Raw genomic sequence first — 19,264 nt, 5'->3', positions numbered from 1 at the left:
TAAAATGAGTATTGGCATGGCAGAGTTAGGATTTAAAGGACTAGATATCAATATGGGCTGTCCTGTGCCTAATGTGACACAGAACGGTAAGGGAAGCGGTCTTATCCGCCGGCCGGAAGTTGCAGCAGAGTTAATACAAGCAGCAAAAGCAGGGGGATTGCCCGTAAGCGTAAAAACAAGACTTGGTTTCACGGATGTAGACGAATGGCGCGAGTGGCTGACACACATTTTGAAACAGGATATTGCCAATCTTTCTATTCATCTGCGCACAAGAGCAGAAATGAGCAAAGTAGATGCGCATTGGGAACTCATCCCGGAGATTAAGAAACTTCGTGACGAGGTGGCACCAGATACACTGTTGACAATCAACGGGGATATCCCTGACCGCCAAACTGGCTTAAAACTTGCTGAACAATACGGTGTTGATGGAATTATGATTGGGCGCGGTATTTTTACAAATCCATTTGCCTTTGAAAAGGAGCCGAAAGAGCATAGCAGCAAGGAATTGCTTGATCTCTTAAGGCTGCATCTGGATCTTCATGATAAATATTCAGCATTAGAAGCCCGTCCGTACAAGCCTCTTCCTCGCTTTTTCAAAATTTATCTCCGCGGGTTCCGAGGGGCAAGTGAATTAAGAAATCAATGCATGAACACAAAGTCAACAGATGAAGTGCGTGCATTGCTCGACGACTTTGAGAGAAAGTATCTTGATGGGATAGAGTAACTGCAGTGCTTGATTCAAAAAAGGCTAACACAATTCTTGACTAAAATACCTGGATTTTCGGTAAATCCGGGTCTTTTTTGTACGCAGCTTTACTCAGCCTGTCTTTTCTCTAATTTATTGTAAGAAAATAATGGTATATTTAGTGGAGATATCTTATAAAGGGGGAGAGAAAAATGAAACAGCTATGCATCATCCCCTGCGGCAAGAAAAAAATCTGGGACGTCCAGCCTGATGCCGGGCCGGTAAGAGCAGAGGACGCTTATCTCAGCCCGTTTCATCAGGCGTGCGAGCGGTATGCAAAAACATTTTTCGATGAGTGGGTGATTTTGTCTGCGAAGCACGGGTTCCTCCGCCCTGATGATCTCGTTTCGGGAAATTACGATGTCACTTTTGGCACCAGTCATCCGGAAATCATGACAGCGGACGAGCTGAGCCGTCAATTTCACGAAAAAGGCTTTTCTGATATCGAAGAGCTAGTCATGCTTGGCGGAAAAAAATATCGAAGCATTCTAAACGCCGTCATCGGAGAACACCAGCATATCAGCTGGCCGCTATCATCATACAAAGGCATAGGCTATATGCTCCAAGCGCTGAACCGGGCTGTTGAAGAAAAGCATGAACTGTAGCACGTACATATGAGGAAAAGAGTGGGAACATGAAAAAACTTGTGTTTGGCTTGCTTGCCATTGCATTATTCGGATGCGGACTATATATCTATCATGTATGGTTCGGTGATCCATTTTCGAAAAATGCTGCAGAACAGAAGCTAGTCTCTTATGTGAAACAAACCTATCCTAAGAAAGAAATCAAGATCACGAATGGGGTATATAACGCTAAAACCTCTGAATATGTATTCGGAGCAACCTCCCAATCTCATCGCTACCCAATGTGTACGAAGGGATTTCTGCATCCTAAAGTAACGTGCGATGGAATTGAAGAAGCGTATACCGAATCAGTATCAAAACATGTAAATGAAGAAGCAACGAAGGCAATCGAAGCAGATCTGAAAAAAGCGGTTCCTCGACTTATAAAAGCTGATGCTGCTTTGAGTATTGAAAACGGACAGTTCACGTTAGATACAAAATGGAACAAACAGCTGGCTGAAAAAGCGCCTATGAGCATGACGATTCAGTTAGACGCCAGCGGGTTATCAAAAACAGATGCCGCAAAGATGGCGGAAACGGTCAGAAAAACGCTTAATGAAAAGGGATATACATACTCAAACGGCACGATAGACTGTATGCAGAAGGACGGGGACGGCGGTATCGCATATGTCAAATATTCAATTGATTTTCTTTCAAAAGCAGCTATTCAGTCAAACGATGCAGAGGAACTAGGAAGTTAAAAAGATTTCCAAGGAAATAAATACGTCGATCATTGTCAAAGGCCGGGTGATATCCGGTCTTTTTTTTGCATGCTGTAAAACGAGACAAATGAATCAGTTTGAGACAAAACGAGACACACGTCTCAAAATGTCTCCAAAGTGAAGATGAGAAGACTGATTTTACGGGCTCAAAAGACTGGCACACTTCTTGCATTTATAATGGTGAACCCTAAATAGAAGGAGGCGCACAAAATGAAATTGTTAAAACGAGAAGGCTTGTCATTAACTGAGGAAAAAGCGCTGTGGATGTACCAAAAGATGCTGGAGATCAGGGGCTTTGAAGACAAAGTGCATGAACTGTTCGCCCAGGGAGTGCTTCCCGGATTCGTTCATTTATATGCCGGTGAGGAAGCCGTGGCTGTAGGGGTGTGCGCTCATTTACATGATGGCGACAGCATTACAAGCACCCACAGGGGACATGGACATTGTATCGCCAAAGGCTGTAACCTGGACGGCATGATGGCGGAAATTTTCGGGAAAGCGACCGGATTGTGCAAAGGCAAGGGCGGTTCTATGCACATTGCGGATCTTGATAAAGGCATGTTAGGCGCAAATGGAATCGTCGGGGGCGGCTTTACGCTCGCATGCGGATCAGCGCTCACGGCTAAATATAAACAGACTAAAAATGTAAGCGTTTGCTTTTTCGGGGACGGGGCAAATAACCAAGGCACCTTCCACGAAGGGCTGAATTTAGCGGCTGTATGGAACCTTCCTGTCGTATTTGTTGCTGAAAACAACGGCTATGGCGAAGCTACCCCATTTGAGTACGCATCAGCCTGCGATTCAATCGCCGATCGGGCGGCTGCTTATAACATGCCGGGGGTGACAGTTGACGGCAAAGATATTTTAGCAGTTTACCAGGCAGCCGAGGAAGCGATAGAAAGAGCAAGAAACGGCGGCGGCCCGTCTTTGATTGAATGTATGACCTACAGAAACTACGGCCATTTCGAAGGAGATGCCCAAACCTATAAAACGAAGGATGAAAGAGTTGAGCACCTTGAAGAAAAAGATGCCATTCAAGGTTTTAAAAACTACCTTTTAAAAGAAACAGATGCTAATAAGCTGTCAGACATTGAACAGCGTGTCAGCGAATCGATTGAAAAAGCCGTCTCGTTCAGCGAAGACAGCCCATATCCAAAAGATTCGGAGCTGCTGACAGATGTGTACGTGTCATATGAAAAAGGAGGAATGTAAGAGATGGCGAGAGTCATAAGCATGTCAGACGCGATCAATGAAGCAATGAAGCTTGCGATGAGAAGAGACGAAAATGTGCTTTTGATCGGTGAGGATGTCGCCGGGGGAGCGGCGGTCGATCATTTGCAGGATGATGAAGCATGGGGCGGTGTATTAGGGGTCACAAAGGGACTCGTACAGGAATTCGGGCGCACAAGAGTGCTGGACACTCCGATTTCTGAGGCGGGTTACATGGGTGCGGCTATGGCTGCGGCATCAACCGGTTTGAGACCGATTGCCGAGCTGATGTTTAACGATTTTATCGGCACGTGCTTTGATCAGGTGATCAACCAAGGGGCAAAATTCCGTTATATGTTCGGCGGAAAAGCGCAAGTGCCGATTACCGTCCGCACCACATACGGAGCAGGGTTCCGGGCCGCTGCCCAGCATTCACAATCGCTGTATGGCCTTTTCACGAGCATCCCTGGACTGAAGACAGTTGTTCCATCCAATCCGTATGATGCCAAAGGTCTTCTGCTTGCAGCAATAGAAGATAATGATCCGGTGTTCTTCTTTGAAGACAAAACGTCCTACAACATGAAGGGCGAGGTGCCGGAAGATTATTATACAATTCCCCTCGGAAAAGCGGATATCAAACGCGAAGGCAATGATGTTACGCTCTTTGCAGTCGGCAAGCAGGTCAATACTGCGCTTGAAGCGGCTGCACAGCTTTCAGAGAGGGGCATCGAAGCCGAGGTCCTTGATCCGCGCAGTCTGTCTCCTCTGGATGAGGATGCGATTTTCACATCGTTAGAAAAAACAAACCGGCTGATCATCATTGATGAAGCCAATCCGCGATGCAGCATTGCCACGGATATTGCTGCGATTGTCGCTGACAAGGGCTTTGATTTGCTTGATGCGCCGATTAAACGGATTACAGCGCCGCATACACCGGTTCCGTTTTCACCAGTGCTTGAAGATCAATATTTGCCGACACCAGATAAAATTGTCAGCGTCACGCTTGAATTGCTTGGCGAGCCGGCAATGAATTAAAGGGGGGACACAAATGGCGGTAAAAGTAGTGATGCCAAAATTGGGAATGGCCATGAAACAAGGGGAAGTATCGATATGGAATAAAAAAGTAGGCGACCCGGTTGAAAAGGGAGAAAGCATTGCCAGCATTCAATCGGAGAAAATTGAAATGGAGATCGAAGCGCCTGAAAAAGGAACGCTGATCGATATCAAAGTGAAAGAGGGAGAAGAGGTTCCGCCCGGCACAGCTATCTGCTATATCGGGGACGCCAATGAGTCGGTGCAGGAAGAGGCGAGTGCGCCTGTTGCTGAAGACAATATGCCGCAAGCCGTTCAGCCCGTCAAACAAGAAAACAAACCCGCAGCCTCCAAAAAAGATCGAATGAAAATATCTCCAGTCGCCAGAAAAATAGCAGAAAAAGCAGGATTAGACCTAAAACAACTGAAAGGAACTGGACCAGGCGGACGAATCGTGAAGGATGACGTAACAAAGGCTCTTGCTGAACAGAAAAAAGATCAAGCAAAGCCTGTTTCGGAGCAGAAAGCGCAGGAAATCCCGGTGACAGGCATGAGAAAGGTCATCGCTGCCCGAATGCAGGAAAGCCTGGCAAACAGCGCGCAGCTGACGATCACGATGAAAGCTGATATCACCAAGCTTGCCACTCTTCAAAAACAGCTTTCACCAACTGCGGAAGAGAGATACGGCACAAAACTGACGATCACTCATTTTGTCTCAAGAGCCGCCGTTCTCGCTCTGCAAGCTCACCCTGTGCTGAACAGCCTTTATCAAAATGAGCGCATCATCACACATCCCCATGTACACCTTGGTATGGCTGTAGCCTTGGAAAACGGCTTAGTGGTGCCTGTCATCCGCCATGCTGAAAAGCTATCGCTGATTGAACTGGCTCAATCCATCTCAGAAAATGCCAAAAAAGCACGCGAGGGACGTGTGGGAAGCGAAGAACTGCAAGGCTCTACTTTCTCTATTACAAACCTTGGCGCGTTTGGAGTTGAGCATTTCACACCGATACTAAATCCGCCGGAAACAGGCATTCTCGGCATCGGAGCAAGCTATGACACGCCGGTGTATCAAGGGGAGGAGATCGTCAGAAGCACGATCCTGCCGCTCAGCCTGACATTTGATCACAGAGCGTGTGACGGCGCCCCAGCCGCTGCATTCCTGAAGGCGATGAAAACATATTTGGAAGAACCCGCAGCATTAATTTTATAAGAAAAGCAGGTGAAAACGACATGACATTAGCCATTATCGGCGGCGGACCTGCAGGCTATGCGGCTGCGGTCTCCGCGGCACAGCAGGGCAGAAACGTGCTGCTCATTGACAAAGGCAAGCTTGGGGGAACCTGCCTGAATGAAGGCTGCATCCCGACAAAGTCTTTGTTAGAAAGCGCAAACGTTCTTGATAAAATCAAGCATGCCGACAGCTTTGGAATCGAACTTCCGGCAGGTGCGATATCAGTCGATTGGAGTAAAATGCAAAGCCGAAAACAACAGGTTGTCAGTCAGCTTGTCCAAGGCGTTCAGTACCTAATGAAGAAAAATCAAATACAGGTTGTAAAGGGAACAGCCTCCTTTCTTTCTGAAAGAAAGCTCTTGATCGAAGGAGAAAACGGAAAAGAAATCAGAGAGGCGGACCAAGTATTGATTGCCTCCGGGTCAGAGCCAATCGAGCTGCCTTTTGCCCCGTTTGACGGCGAATGGATCATCGACAGCAAAGACGCGCTTTCTCTTTCCGAGATTCCGTCTTCACTAGTCATTGTCGGTGGCGGTGTCATCGGGTGTGAGTATGCAGGGCTGTTCGCCAGATTGGGGACGAAGGTGACCATCATTGAAACAGCGGACCATCTGATCCCGGCTGAAGACGAAGATATTGCCCGTCTTTTTCAGGAGAAACTTGAGGAAGACGGTGTCGAAGTGCATGCCTCATCCAGATTAGAGCGGGTGGATCAAACGGCCAAAACAGCAATATGGAAAAGCGGTCAGCGAGAGTTTAAAACGAAGGCCGATTATGTGCTGGTGGCGATCGGCAGAAAACCCCGTCTTGACGGATTACAGCTGGAACAGGCCGGAGTTGATTTTTCTCCAAAGGGCATTCCGGTGAATGGGCACATGCAGACGAACGTGCCTCATATTTACGCGTGCGGAGATGCTATAGGGGGCATTCAGCTGGCGCATGCCGCTTTCCATGAGGGCATCATCGCTGCTTCTCATGCTTCCGGAAGGGATGTCAAAATCAATGAGAAACATGTGCCGCGCTGCATCTATACGTCCCCGGAAATCGCGTGTATCGGAATGACAGAACGACAGGCAAGAAGCATATACGGGGATGTGAAGATCGGCGAATTTTCTTTTTCCGCAAACGGCAAGGCGCTCATTAAACAGCAAGCGGAAGGAAAGGTCAAAATCATGGCTGAACCGGAATTCGGCGAAATCGTGGGTGTCTCGATGATTGGCCCGGATGTAACCGAGCTCATCGGCCAAGCGGCAGCGATCATGAATGGTGAGATGACGGCAGATATGGCGGAGCATTTTATCGCCGCCCATCCGACTTTATCGGAAACATTGCATGAGGCGCTGTTAAGCACGATCGGCCTTGCGGTACATGCATAATAAAGGAAAAAGCAGGCGCATGGATATAAGGCGCCTGCTTTTTTATTGTTGAAAGCGCTTTATTTTTCCCCTACAATAGATGAAAACGGTGTGTAAGGGAGGAGCGATCAAGGAAATGAATTCGGTCCCAAACGATTTGCAAACCTGGAAACGTTTTGTGAAAGACGGTGTGCTTGACGAAGCCCGATTAAGAAAACGGATTGCAGAGTCATGGCATCGCTGCCAAAAAGCTGAGGTCAATCCTTATTTAGAAAAAGGCCCGAAGGTTTTACAGCAAACGGAGCTGGATCAGCAGTCAAAAAAACATTCATTCTTCTTGACGACCGCAAAGCCTTACCTCGAAAAACTGCTGCCTGCCATAAAAGAAATGGAAATGATGGCGCTGTTAATTGATTCAGACGGTGTTGTTCTGGCATTGGACGGCCATCCCCGCGCGCTCTATGAAGCCAAACGCATCAACTTTGTTGAAGGGGCATGCTGGACGGAAACGGCTGTCGGAACAAATGCGATTGGCACGGCGCTCCACATCAGCGAGCCGGTTGCGATACAAGGATCAGAGCATTACTCCATTGCTTCCCATCTTTGGAACTGTTCAGCCGCTCCGATTCACCATGAGGATGGCAGCCTTGCGGGTGTGATTGACATATCGTGTCCGGCAACAGGCGCTCATCCTCATATGCTCGGTATTGCCACTGCGATCGCCTATGCAGCTGAACGGGAACTCGCAGCTAAAAGCCGTGAGAAAGAGCTCGAGCTGATCAGCCGTTTTGGAGAGAGGGCTGCATCCAGTGTGCCGATGGTGCTATGCAATATCAAGCAGCACATCATCAGTGCGAGCATGTCGATTCGAACCTCAATGCCGGATTGGCAGGGCCGGCACCTGTATGAGTTGAAGGAACGGGGCTACTCAATCGAAAAAGCTGTCACCATAGGAGATGGCGGCACTTGTTTTTATCTTTCGGAACAAAAGAAAAAGAAGGTGTTTCGATTCAATGGAGTGATCGGGAAAAGCGGCCGATCACAAGCAATGCTGATGAACCTTGAACGTGCAGCTGCGGCAGATGCAACGGTCTGTTTGTCGGGCGAAACTGGTACGGGAAAGGAAGTCGCGGCTCGCGCTCTTCATGAGAACAGTGAGAGACGTCACGGTCCGTTTGTTGCTGTCAATTGCGGAGCGATTCCGTCTGATTTGATTGAGAGCGAACTGTTCGGATATGCAGAGGGAGCTTTTACGGGAGCGAAACGAAATGGCTATAAAGGCGCCTTTCAAAAAGCGAATCAAGGCACATTATTTTTAGATGAAATCGGAGAAATTTCCCACTCGATGCAGGTTGCACTTTTACGGGTGCTTCAGGAACGCAAGATAACGCCAATCGGCGGGACGAAAGAAATTCCGGTTGATATCAGAGTTATTGCCGCCACACATTGTGATTTACGCGAGCTTGCCGAAAACGGAAAAATCAGAGAGGACTTGTTTTACCGTCTTCATGTCTACCCAATTGAACTCCCTCCATTACGCGATCGCACCGAGGATATCCCAGACCTCTTTGAGTACTACAAACAGAAGAATCATTGGCCAGGCGAACTTCCTTCTGATTTTTGTAATGTGCTGAAGCAATGGAAGTGGCCGGGGAATATCCGTGAGCTGTTTAATGTGTTTGAACGTCTTTCTATCAGATTTCCGGACGGCCGGCTGAGGGATGAATCGCTTCCCGCTTTACTGGAAGCCGCTGGATTGCCGGCCAGCTCTGCAGAAAAAAAGCCGGCTGCTGCCGGCGTGCTTACTTTTCGTGAGCAAATCCAAAAAGATATGATGATCAAAGCGCTTGAATCTGCAAAAGGAAACGTTTCTCAAGCCGCAAAAATCAGCGGGATCCCCCGAAGCACTTTCTACAAACGCCTGAAAAAATTCAACTTGTCCGCTGAATCATAAAGCATACTTCCTTCAGGAAATGGAAACGTTATGTATTGAAGGAGGGTGTTACGATGAATATTCAAAGGGCGAAAGAAATTGTAGAATCTCCCGACATGAAGAAAGTAACATATAACGGCGTTCCTATTTACATTCAGCACGTAAATGAAGAAACTGGAACAGCAAGAATTTATCCGCTTGACGAACCGCAAGAGGAGCATGAAGTGCAGCTGAACAGCTTAAAAGAGGATTAAACAAAATGGCCCGCTTCATAAGCAGGCCATTTTGTTATCCGCGCGGCGCAAATAAAATGACACAGACACCGATGAGACAAATGAATGCGCCGATCCAGTCATACAGATCAGGTGTTTTTCGGTCAACAAGCCATCCCCACAGGACCGCAAGCACGATGAATACTCCGCCATAAGCGGCGTATACACGGCCGAAAGATGGGAAGGACTGAAACGTCGGAAGAATGCCGTATACAATGAGGATCAGCGCCCCGGCGATTCCGTAGCCGGCTGGCTTTGCCTCTCTCAGCCATAGCCAAACCAGATATCCGCCGCCAATTTCAGCAAGCCCTGCCGCGAGAAATAAAAGAATGGTAATCAGCATCATGAGCACTCCTCAATTTGCATTTATCTTTCATTATAGAGGAGGAGAGCTTTTAAAGCTTCGGATGATTCTCAAATTCCTTCAAATACGCTTTTCGCTGAACCTCTGTAAATTGGCTGATCCAATTGTTTTGAGCCTCTTCATTCAAATGGGGAAGGATATAGCGTTCAACCGCTTCGAAAAACAGCGGATTCGCGATGATGTTCCAGGTCGGGATTCGAACGATTTTGCCGTCTGTTTTCTCGATGATAATATCCTCAAAAAAGATCCCTTTCAAACTGTATTGATGGCGTCCCATATAAAGCCGCTTCACCTCGGAAAACAGCACGCTGCGCTTTCTCGAGAAGATTTCGCCACTAGGTCCGGTCTTTATGGTGAAAATGACATTTCCACGGCTTGTGAACGCAGGAAAAGCCATAAAGAATGTGATCAATCCATAAATCATCGCCAGTAATCCGCCGCCCAAATAAAGCAGGGCATATTTAGATTCAAACGTGAGGGCTTCAGACACCAGCCAGACTCCCACAATAAAGGCGCCCCCTGTAGCGAGGAACAGCCATATTCTAAAAAACAGTCTGCTTTTGACCTTAATTACTTCATTGTTTTTCAATTGCTATTCTCCTTTATCGCTCTTTAGCAAAAAAGTATTCCTTTTATCACATCTTTATTTGCTGTTACGATAGAAAATTCATTTTGGGTAATACCTGTTACCAGCCAAGTATGATGGCTGCCAGGCAGAACGAAAGCCATGTCAGCCACTTCCGGGGAGTTGTCTTTGTCATAAACCAGCCGCATCAGCGTATCCATTTTTCCTTTTCGCAAAGCCAGATCATTTACAAAACGGGTAACGTCCTCTTGGTGATCATGCTTATCTAGAAACTCCTTGAGATGTGTGGGAGTGTCTGAAGCGCCCTCCAAAAGCAATTCAAATTCAGTTGATGTCAGAGAGATCAGTGATTCTTTGTGATCTTCTGCATCTATTATATTTAAAAACTCGGATGTTTTAGAGAGTAATCCATTAGTTGAATCCATTTTTTTGATTCTATGCACCTGTTCATCAAACAGCAATTTATGAGAGTAAGTACCAAACTTTGAAACATGGCAGGATATATTCTGTTCTTTGCCTTGTTCATCAAATTTGGACAGCTTAACTGTATAGTCGGCGTCGTTTAACACATGGATAAACGGACAGTATTCGTCCTTTAGCCGATATTGATGATTCCGATATTCCGCCGCATCTTTGGCTAAGAGTGAGCGGCACGCGGCTTCAAATAAGGCGCCGAGCTGTTCATCTTCTATTTCGGGAAAATAGGCTTGTTTTAAGGCCATTCCCTGTTCGAAAAACCCTTCGCTGTAAAAACAAAACAAGAGTTCTTCTATGCTGATTGTAAACTGCTTCATTGTTTATTCTCCTATCCAAATGAAAATTTCCCTTTAAGGAAATGGGTTGCGCCGTGTATGAGCGAATCCGCTGTTTTCTTTGCTTTTTCTATTCCTTTTTTCGCACTGTCTATCCCTTTATGTATCGTTTTATTCGCCGCATCTATGCCGTCATTCACTGATTTGACGACTTTGCCGGCTGATTCCAGTCCTTTTTTGGCTGTATCAACGACAGCATGGATCGGTTCTTTAAGTTTTATCGCTGCTTTTTCAGCATAGACTGATGTGAATTTTGCGATTTTTTCCCCAACAAACCCTCCTACTGCCGAACCAATTGTGCCTCCGATTACTGTGCCGACAGGACCTAACACACTTCCTACGGCACCGCCCACAACAGCACCAGCTGTGGCACCGCCGGCAACAAAAATCGTATTATTCACAGCATTCCCGACGGCCTTGGCGTTTTCACGCTTGAGAACTTCCGGTTTATCCTGGTATTTTGCATAATTTTCAGCAATTTTCACGCCTGCTCCGAATGTTTCGGTCGCTCCGGTAATCAGTGTGGCGGTAATGGCATTTCCTTTCGCGAATCTCAAGCCCGTTTTTCCCACATCCTTCAAAGTGGAGCGTACGCCGGCTTCATTAAGAAATCCTTTTGTGTAGCTTCTGACGCTGTTTGAAAAATCCACCGTGTCCTGAGGAAAGTATTTTGTAAACTTTTTATGTACCAAATCTGAAAATGGACGGTTTGTCTTTTTCAACAAATATTTAGGATTCAAAAGCACTCTTGCCGCTTTTTGATAACGTGAGCTGTCAACGGCCCTGGAAATATCCAAGAGCAGTTTTGAGTGCTGGGCTGTATGCAAGCCGCTTGGTTGTTTCACAAATTTCGTAAGCCCTAATCCGTAATATTTTCCCTGCGTCAGCATAAGAGCGGTTAAGCTTGTCATCGTACCGTATTTGTCGTAGGCATTGTAGAGCTTTCGCAAAATATCATCTTGTTCCACAAATTTATCGCCCGTTTTTCTGATGAAAATCTCATTGTCACTCAGCTTGGTGACGAGTGCTTTTCCTGAGCTCCACGCATCGCCCACTCCGGAAAAACAGCTGCTGTAGCGGGGATCGCATTGCAAAATCATCTGCCCCAGCTCCACATGCAGGTCCTTATATTTGTTTTCCATATCAGTTAATTCAGTGACAACATCATTTGCAAGCTGTTCGAGCTTATCCGGATCAACTGCAATGTTTCCTGACACACCGTTCACCTCCCGAGTTTATGTCTTTCCTCTCTTGCTTTACGCTCCAGTTCTTCCATTCTGGCAATTTCAGCTTTTCGTTCTTCTATTTTGACAGCGGCAGCCTTCAGCTCTTGGCTTGTTTCAAGCAGCTCCTGTTCGAATTGATCGTAGGCGGCTTTCGTTTCCTCGAAATCCTGGTCAAACGAATCTCTTGCTTTTCCCTGCCAAGCATCTCCCATTGCAGATAACCGGGATTCAAGCAGCATTTTGGAGCTTCTGACCTCTTCTGCGGCCGCACTGTACTTGTTTGCCAGCTCAATGACTTTATATGAGTCCAACTTTTGTCCCCTGCCTTTTCTAAATTCACGCACAATTGGATGTTTTATATAAATGATTATAAATAATTCGGCATGTATCCGAATCGTACAAAAGAACCTTTTCATAAGAATTGGAAGGGCGTATATTCACTTAAAATTCACAGTTGGTGAGACTTTAAGATTACAAAAAAGGTAAAAAAAACAAATCCCTCAGACATAAGGCAAATGAGAAATTTCCCGCTCTATGGGAAAAAACACTAAAGTTGATCAAATGACCTAAGTGCGCCAAACGTGTTACGGGACGGGCTATCTCATGGTATAAATGGAATTGTAAACGTTATCAAGGAGGTCGTCATATGAAGAAAAAATCATTCTCAATCGTAATAGCGGGCGGAGGGAGCACTTTCACTCCAGGGATCGTACTCATGCTCTTGGACCATTTGGAGGAGTTTCCGATCAGAAAGCTGAAGCTGTATGATAATGATAAGGAGAGACAGGATCGAATTGCAGGCGCCTGTGACGTTTTTATCAGAGAAAAAGCGCCGGATATTGAATTTGCAGCGACGACTGACCCGGAAGAAGCTTTTACTGATGTCGATTTTGTTATGGCGCACATCAGAGTAGGGAAATACGCGATGCGTGCGCTTGATGAGCAAATTCCGTTAAAGTACGGAGTTGTCGGCCAGGAGACGTGCGGGCCGGGCGGGATCGCATACGGTATGCGTTCGATCGGCGGTGTGCTTGAAATATTAGATTACATGGAAAAATACTCGCCTGATGCGTGGATGCTCAATTATTCCAATCCGGCGGCAATTGTGGCTGAAGCTACGAGACGCCTTAGACCGAATTCTAAAATTCTCAATATCTGTGATATGCCGGTTGGGATCGAAGACCGGATGGCGCAAATTCTTGGCTTATCCTCAAGAAAAGAAATGAAGGTCCGCTATTACGGATTAAATCACTTCGGCTGGTGGACATCAATTCAGGATCAAGAGGGCAACGATTTAATGCCGAAGCTGAAGGAGCATGTATCTCAATACGGCTATATTCCGAAAACAGAGGCTGAAGCGGTGGAGGCGAGCTGGAATGACACATTCGCCAAAGCGCGTGACGTGCAGGCCGCAGATCCTGATACACTGCCGAATACGTATTTGCAATATTATTTGTTCCCGGATGATATGGTGAAAAAATCAAATCCGAATCATACGCGGGCAAATGAAGTGATGGAAGGGCGCGAAGCTTTTATTTTCAGCCAATGTGACATGATTACACGTGAGCAGTCCACAGAAAACAGCGAAATCAAAATCGATGACCACGCATCATATATCGTTGATCTTGCCCGGGCGATTGCCTACAACACAGGTGAAAGAATGCTGTTGATCGTTGAAAATAACGGCGCAATTGCGAACTTTGACCCGACTGCGATGGTCGAGGTTCCATGCATTGTCGGCTCAAATGGGCCTGAACCGATTACCGTCGGCACCATTCCGCAATTCCAAAAAGGGCTTATGGAGCAGCAGGTATCCGTTGAGAAGCTGACTGTTGAAGCGTGGGCGGAGAAATCGTTCCAAAAGCTGTGGCAGGCGCTAATTTTGTCAAAAACAGTGCCGAACGCGCGTGTGGCAAGACTCATTCTCGAGGATTTAATGGAGGCCAACAAAGACTTCTGGCCTGAGCTTGATCAAAGCCCGACCCGTATATCATAACTGAAATTCCCCCATTTTCGAATCTTTAATTGTATATAATAGAAAGAAAATGGGGGGATCTGATATGCAGCTCGAAGAACTGATCAATCAGCACTACAGCAAATTGAATGACAACGATTTTCATATTTTAAAATATATATTGAATCATAAGCACACATGCTATCACCTTGGAATCGACGCGCTGGCCAAAGCTTGCAGTGTATCGCGTTCCTCAATTTTACGGCTTGCCCAAAAGCTCGGTTTCAGTGGCTACAGTGAATTTCGCGTCTTTTTAAAGTGGGAAGATCAGCCGGAAGAAGGCGAGAGTATGAGTTTTGAAAAGCTGCTTGATGATATTGAAGCAAATTTGAAGTTCTTAAGGACAAAGGACATGACGGACATGTGCCAGCTGATTGATGAAGCTGACCGCATTTTCGTCTACGGTTCTGGAAATGCGCAAAAGATATGCGCCCGCGACCTGCAAAGAATGTTTATTCCGCGCCATCGCTATCTTATTTTAATTGAAGACACAAATGAATTTAATCTGATGCGCGGGGATTTTAAAGTGAACGATCTGTTTATCATCATTTCTCTTTCCGGAGAAACACCGGAGCTGATTCCTCAGGCAAGAATGCTTTCTGCAAAGGGTATTCCCTTTATTTCCATTACGAATTTAAAAAACAATGTCCTCGCCCAGCTGACTCCGCATAATCTTTATGCGACAAGCAAACCTGTGACATTAAGCGATAAAACGGAAATTGTCGCTTTTGCACCGTTTTTTCTCGTTGGCGAAGCATTGTTCCGCGCATATGTTGATTACAAAGAGGCAGAAAAAAATGACAATGAGTAGCAGGGGGTTCTGGTATGATGCAAAAAATTCAGCGCTTTGGAAGCGCGATGTTTGTGCCTGTTTTATTATTCGCGTTCGCCGGCATTATCGTCGGTATCAGCACGCTCTTTAAAAATAAAACCCTCATGGGCCCGCTCGCCGATCCCGACGGTTTTTGGTATCAGTGCTGGTATATTATTGAGCAGGGCGGCTGGACTGTTTTTAACCAAATGCCGCTCTTATTCGCCATCGGCATCCCGGTTGCTTTGGCGAAGAAAGCTCAGGCACGCGCTTGTTTGGAAGCGCTTACTGTTTACCTGACATTCAACTATTTTGTCAGCGCAATATTGACGGTATGGGGAGGAGCATTTGGCGTCGACATGAATCAAGAGGTCGGCGGAACGAGCGGATTAACGATGATTGCGGGCATAAAAACGCTCGATACCAACATTATCGGAGCCATCTTTATTTCTTCGATTGTCGTCTTTTTGCATAATCGCTATTTTGATAAAAAACTGCCCGATTTTCTCGGCATCTTTCAAGGCTCAACATATATCGTGATGATTTCCTTCTTTATTATGATCCCAATTGCCTTGGCTGTGTCTTATATTTGGCCGATGGTTCAATCGGGAATCGGCTCGCTTCAAAGCTTCCTGGTTGCTTCTGGGGCGGTGGGCGTTTGGATATACACGTTTTTGGAACGGATTTTAATTCCGACCGGCCTTCATCACTTTATTTACACGCCGTTTATTTATGGCCCGGCTGTAGCGGAAGGCGGGATCGTCACGTATTGGGCACAGCATCTTGGCGAATATTCGCAAAGCGCCAAACCGCTGAAGGAGCTCTTTCCGCAAGGCGGATTCGCGCTTCACGGCAACTCGAAAATCTTCGGTATTCCGGGTATCGCCTTGGCTTTTTATGTGACAGCCAAAAAGGAAAAGAAAAAACTCGTCGCAGGGCTGCTGATTCCTGTCACACTGACAGCGATTGTCGCCGGTATTACAGAGCCGATTGAGTTTACGTTCTTATTCATTTCACCTTTCTTATTTGCGGTTCACGCCGTGCTTGCCGCCACAATGTCGACAGTTATGTATATGGCCGGCGTCGTCGGAAATATGGGGGGCGGACTGATCGAAGCGGTGACCTTGAACTGGATTCCGCTCTTTGGAAGCCACGGTATGACATATGTATATCAAATTTTGATCGGACTCTCGTTTACAGCAATTTATTTTTTCGTCTTCAGATTTTTAATCCTCAAATTCAATATCGCTACACCAGGACGGGAAAAGGATGAACAGCAGGAAACAAAGCTATATTCGAAAAAGGAATACAGAGAACGAAAAAACAAGGATGAAACGGCCTCCGCTGCTGAAACGGCTGATGACACCGCTTTTCTGTATATTGAAGCGCTGGGCGGAAAAGACAACATCACTGAAGTCACAAACTGCGCCACCCGCCTCAGAGTCAGTGTCAAGGATGAAACAAAGGTTGAACCCGACAGCGTATTCCGCGCGCTTGGCGCACACGGCGTTGTCAGGAACGGGAAGGCGTTTCAGGTAATTATCGGATTAAGCGTACCGCAGATGCGGGAGCGTGTGGAAAAAATACTAAATGAATAGTCAAAATTATTTTATCTTGCGCTGTTTAAAGACAGCGCTTTTTTGTTTGTCATACGTTTGCCACTTATAAGTGCAAGGGATGTTATGTTTCTTAAAAACTGAAACCAATAGGGGGAGTAAAAATGGAAAATTATACAACGTTTTTAGGTCTTTACAAACCTGAAAGCACTGAAAGTATTGAAATTGATTCCAAGCTTGCCGAGAATTTCGAAACGATTGATAGTAAAATTGGGATTGCATTAAGTAATGGAATAACAACTTTTGAAAACTTAAATGAAAGACTCAAAATGTATGAGAACAGATTTGAGTACCTTGATGAACGAAACGTAATGGATTATGGAGCTAAAGGAGACGGGGTCACAGATGATACGCAAGCATTTCATGATGCGATGGCCGAAGGCGGTTATCTCATAAAAGTCCCTGCAGGCGTATTTAGGGTATCTGGCTTGCTCGTTCCTTCGAATACAATGCTGGTTGGAGCGGGTAAAAAAAGGACCATCATCAAGTTATTAGACGATACGCCAGTTGGTCACTCTGTACTCACCAATAGTGATCATACAAATGGTAATGAAAATATCTACATTGGACATTTGACACTGGACTGGAATAAAGATACGCGTCCTGCTGGATGGAAGATCCCTAAGGGGCCCACTTCAAGCTGCTTGCTTTTTGCAAATGTGGATTACTCTTTTGTAGAGCATGTTTTTGCAAAAAATGCCGGCCTTCACGGGTTTGATGCTACAAGCCCTAATTATAACAGACACGGAGAAAATGATGATCCTACCTTTTATCAGCCTGGTGGCTGCAACTTTGTAACCTTCTCATATTGCGAAGCAACAGGCTCTGGCGATGATAATTTCACATGTCACTTTGGAAAGCATACGACTTTTAGTCATTGTCTTTCTTACCATCCGATGGGGTTAAATGATGGGTCTTCAAATACAAACTGTTTTGAAATCGATGATGGCTCTCAGGATGTAATGGTTGATAGCTGCATCGCAATTGGAGGAGTTCGAGGATTTGAAATTAAAGCTCATGATTATGCTCCGGCTGCAAAAAGAGTTCAACTTGTGAACTGCCGTGCCTATGAAAATGCAATTAGTTTTTGCATTCGGCATATAGGACACCACACAGCAAGTAATCCTCAATCAGCATCAGCTCATGACGTTCAGCTGGCTAACTGTATCGCATATAACCCTAAGCCGAGTGATCTGTACAAAGGGGCAGGGCCGAATGCATTGCAAATTTCAGGTTACGATGGCGTCAATGTGGTTAATTTTCATGCTATATGCGATGATTCCTCCATTAACTATAAGGGAAATTCAGTCGTAAGCGTGTATTATAAAGGGCGTCTAATCAATTTAAAGAATATAACGATTCGAGGATTTAAAACTGCTGATAATGATCTTTATATTGTAGGTGGCGACAATTCTGTCGGCAAGGTAATGATTGATGGTGTGACATTGATCGATTCAGCCGAAAAGGGTGTTGTTTTTGGGAGCGGTATGTACGAATCTGTAGTTAGTAATGTATGGGGGCAAAGATCGCCTAAAAATAACAGTGGTACAGTTGGGATTTTTTCTGTTGACCCTGATCTTAATGTTTCTAATTGTGACTTTTCAGGCTACGAAACAGATTTTAAGATTGGCGGCGTCGTGACGCCGTACTTTTTGTTTAAACATAAAGGAAGCGGGATTATTGGCTCTCGTGATTCCCACGCTACTGGAAATAATAATTTTGTAGCTGGATCTGTTCGAAGCAGAGCAACTGGGGCTGCTCAATCTTCTGTGATAGCCTCATATAATACGATCAATCCGAACTCAGACTCAGTTGCTCTAGGATGGGCAAGTGGGAGCACACCATCCTCATCAAACAGAAAGATAGAATTTCATGCAAAAGATGGAACGATTAAGGCTTCAGGAAGCATAAAAAGTTCCCAAACGTTCTCGGATTACGCTGAATATTTTGAGAGCCTAAGCGGTGAAAAAATTCCGGCAGGAACCCTAGTTACTTTGGAGGGTGATAAAATTAGACCTGCAAAAAAAGGTGACTTTATGCTTGGAGTTATTTCTGAAACAGCTGGTGTGATACTTGGTGAGTCAAGCTTCCATTGGTCTGGAAGATACCTGAAGAATGATTTTGGCGGGTATATTTATGAAAAACAGAAAGATGCCAATGGCCAAATCGTCATGGCGCCTATGGAAAACCCTGATTATAAGCCAGATAAGAACTATGCCTCTAGGGAAGAGAGGGATGAATGGAATGTTGTGGGCCTTGTAGGACAGGTTTATGTAAGATGCGACAGCACAGTAGAAGCCGGAGACTTTATTCAAGCGCATAACAACGGAATTGCTACAAAAACGGTATCTCCTAAACAAAGGTGGCAGGTCATGAGAGTCATCAAAGAGTTCGACAAAAGTAAGGGATATGGAGTGGTTTTAGTTTTTATTCGGTAACATTAAAATGTACAGATTCTAAATAGAGTGCTTAACAATGCACTCTATTTAGAGTTTTAATTAGATTATAGAAATTTTTCACCGCATTTTTATCAGATTATATTCCTCGCAAAAAGGTCGTCGTTTTAAAATTTATCTTTTTCATTATTCCTACGGTTCCAGCAATCTTCCTAATTTATCTAAGTCTATCCAGCGCCTCAACTTTAGTAGAGTAAAATCTTTGATATTTTTTAATGAACGCAGATCAGCAGTGAATAGCTCTCGAATAAAAG

18 protein-coding genes are annotated in these 19,264 nt (G+C 45.5%); 13 read left to right on the top strand and 5 right to left on the bottom strand.

Annotated elements, in window-relative coordinates; genetic code table 11:
- From RAC86_RS20070 to RAC86_RS20030, 9 genes are all read left to right on the top strand, one after another.
- Positions 1–724, top strand: a 724-nt coding sequence (locus RAC86_RS20070) for a tRNA dihydrouridine synthase (RefSeq protein WP_377885979.1), incomplete at its 5' end; no start/stop codon positions are given.
- 173 nt (positions 725–897) lie between these two features.
- Entirely contained in the window at positions 898–1,350 is a 453-nt protein-coding gene (locus RAC86_RS20065; protein ID WP_377885978.1) for a DUF6884 domain-containing protein, read from the top strand.
- A gap of 29 nt (positions 1,351–1,379) precedes the next feature.
- On the top strand, positions 1,380–2,069 hold the full coding sequence (locus RAC86_RS20060) for a YfjL-like protein (protein ID WP_377885977.1): 690 nt from the start codon (positions 1,380–1,382) through the stop codon (positions 2,067–2,069).
- Positions 2,070–2,300: 231 nt separating this feature from the next.
- On the top strand, positions 2,301–3,302 hold the full coding sequence (gene acoA, locus RAC86_RS20055) for an acetoin:2,6-dichlorophenolindophenol oxidoreductase subunit alpha (protein ID WP_377885976.1): 1,002 nt from the start codon (positions 2,301–2,303) through the stop codon (positions 3,300–3,302).
- Positions 3,303–3,305: 3 nt separating this feature from the next.
- Positions 3,306–4,334, top strand: coding sequence for an acetoin:2,6-dichlorophenolindophenol oxidoreductase subunit beta (gene acoB / locus RAC86_RS20050; protein WP_087962013.1), 1,029 nt, complete (start codon positions 3,306–3,308; stop codon positions 4,332–4,334).
- A gap of 13 nt (positions 4,335–4,347) precedes the next feature.
- Positions 4,348–5,544 carry an acetoin dehydrogenase complex dihydrolipoyllysine-residue acetyltransferase gene (acoC, locus tag RAC86_RS20045; protein ID WP_377885975.1) on the top strand — a complete coding sequence of 399 codons (1,197 nt, stop codon included), beginning with the start codon at positions 4,348–4,350 and terminating at the stop codon, positions 5,542–5,544.
- 20 nt (positions 5,545–5,564) lie between these two features.
- Positions 5,565–6,941, top strand: a complete 1,377-nt coding sequence (gene acoL, locus RAC86_RS20040; RefSeq protein ID WP_247471392.1) for an acetoin dehydrogenase complex dihydrolipoyl dehydrogenase — start codon at positions 5,565–5,567, stop codon at positions 6,939–6,941.
- A 115-nt stretch (positions 6,942–7,056) separates the two neighbouring features.
- Positions 7,057–8,874: an acetoin dehydrogenase operon transcriptional activator AcoR gene (gene acoR / locus RAC86_RS20035; protein WP_377885974.1), complete on the top strand. Its 1,818-nt coding sequence runs from the start codon at positions 7,057–7,059 to the stop codon at positions 8,872–8,874.
- A gap of 53 nt (positions 8,875–8,927) precedes the next feature.
- Entirely contained in the window at positions 8,928–9,107 is a 180-nt protein-coding gene (locus tag RAC86_RS20030) for a small acid-soluble spore protein H (protein WP_003244276.1), read from the top strand.
- Positions 9,108–9,141: 34 nt separating this feature from the next.
- Here RAC86_RS20030 and RAC86_RS20025 read toward each other — a convergent pair whose 3' ends face one another.
- From RAC86_RS20025 to RAC86_RS20005, 5 genes are read right to left on the bottom strand one after another with little or no spacing between them, the layout of a single operon-like run.
- Entirely contained in the window at positions 9,142–9,471 is a 330-nt protein-coding gene (locus RAC86_RS20025; RefSeq protein ID WP_010886445.1) for a YnfA family protein, read from the bottom strand.
- A gap of 49 nt (positions 9,472–9,520) precedes the next feature.
- A complete protein-coding gene (locus tag RAC86_RS20020; protein WP_015715517.1) occupies positions 9,521–10,078 on the bottom strand; it encodes a YfjD family protein in 558 nt (185 codons plus the stop codon).
- 23 nt (positions 10,079–10,101) lie between these two features.
- Positions 10,102–10,869 (bottom strand): hypothetical protein, encoded by a 768-nt coding sequence (locus tag RAC86_RS20015; protein ID WP_377885973.1) that lies wholly within the window; start codon positions 10,867–10,869, stop codon positions 10,102–10,104.
- A gap of 11 nt (positions 10,870–10,880) precedes the next feature.
- Positions 10,881–12,104 (bottom strand): hypothetical protein, encoded by a 1,224-nt coding sequence (locus tag RAC86_RS20010; protein ID WP_015715519.1) that lies wholly within the window; start codon positions 12,102–12,104, stop codon positions 10,881–10,883.
- A 5-nt stretch (positions 12,105–12,109) separates the two neighbouring features.
- Positions 12,110–12,424 carry a WXG100 family type VII secretion target gene (locus tag RAC86_RS20005; RefSeq protein WP_042978114.1) on the bottom strand — a complete coding sequence of 105 codons (315 nt, stop codon included), beginning with the start codon at positions 12,422–12,424 and terminating at the stop codon, positions 12,110–12,112.
- A 335-nt stretch (positions 12,425–12,759) separates the two neighbouring features.
- Between RAC86_RS20005 and glvA the strand changes: the two genes are divergently transcribed.
- The 4 genes from glvA (at position 12,760) to RAC86_RS19985 (ending at position 18,992) form a co-directional block, all read left to right on the top strand.
- A complete protein-coding gene (gene glvA / locus RAC86_RS20000) occupies positions 12,760–14,109 on the top strand; it encodes a maltose-6'-phosphate glucosidase (protein ID WP_014476180.1) in 1,350 nt (449 codons plus the stop codon).
- A 64-nt stretch (positions 14,110–14,173) separates the two neighbouring features.
- Positions 14,174–14,938, top strand: coding sequence for a MurR/RpiR family transcriptional regulator GlvR (gene glvR, locus RAC86_RS19995; RefSeq protein ID WP_014476181.1), 765 nt, complete (start codon positions 14,174–14,176; stop codon positions 14,936–14,938).
- Between the two features lie 14 nt (positions 14,939–14,952).
- Positions 14,953–16,536 carry a PTS maltose transporter subunit IIBC gene (gene malP / locus RAC86_RS19990; RefSeq protein ID WP_043940075.1) on the top strand — a complete coding sequence of 528 codons (1,584 nt, stop codon included), beginning with the start codon at positions 14,953–14,955 and terminating at the stop codon, positions 16,534–16,536.
- 122 nt (positions 16,537–16,658) lie between these two features.
- Entirely contained in the window at positions 16,659–18,992 is a 2,334-nt protein-coding gene (locus tag RAC86_RS19985; protein ID WP_377885972.1) for a peptidase G2 autoproteolytic cleavage domain-containing protein, read from the top strand.
- The last annotated feature ends 272 nt before the right edge of the window (positions 18,993–19,264 follow it).

It is taken from the genome of Bacillus sp. LR_5, assembly GCF_042709275.1.
The sequence above is the reverse complement of the archived record's forward strand: the minus strand, read 5'-3'. Positions and strand labels throughout refer to the sequence as shown.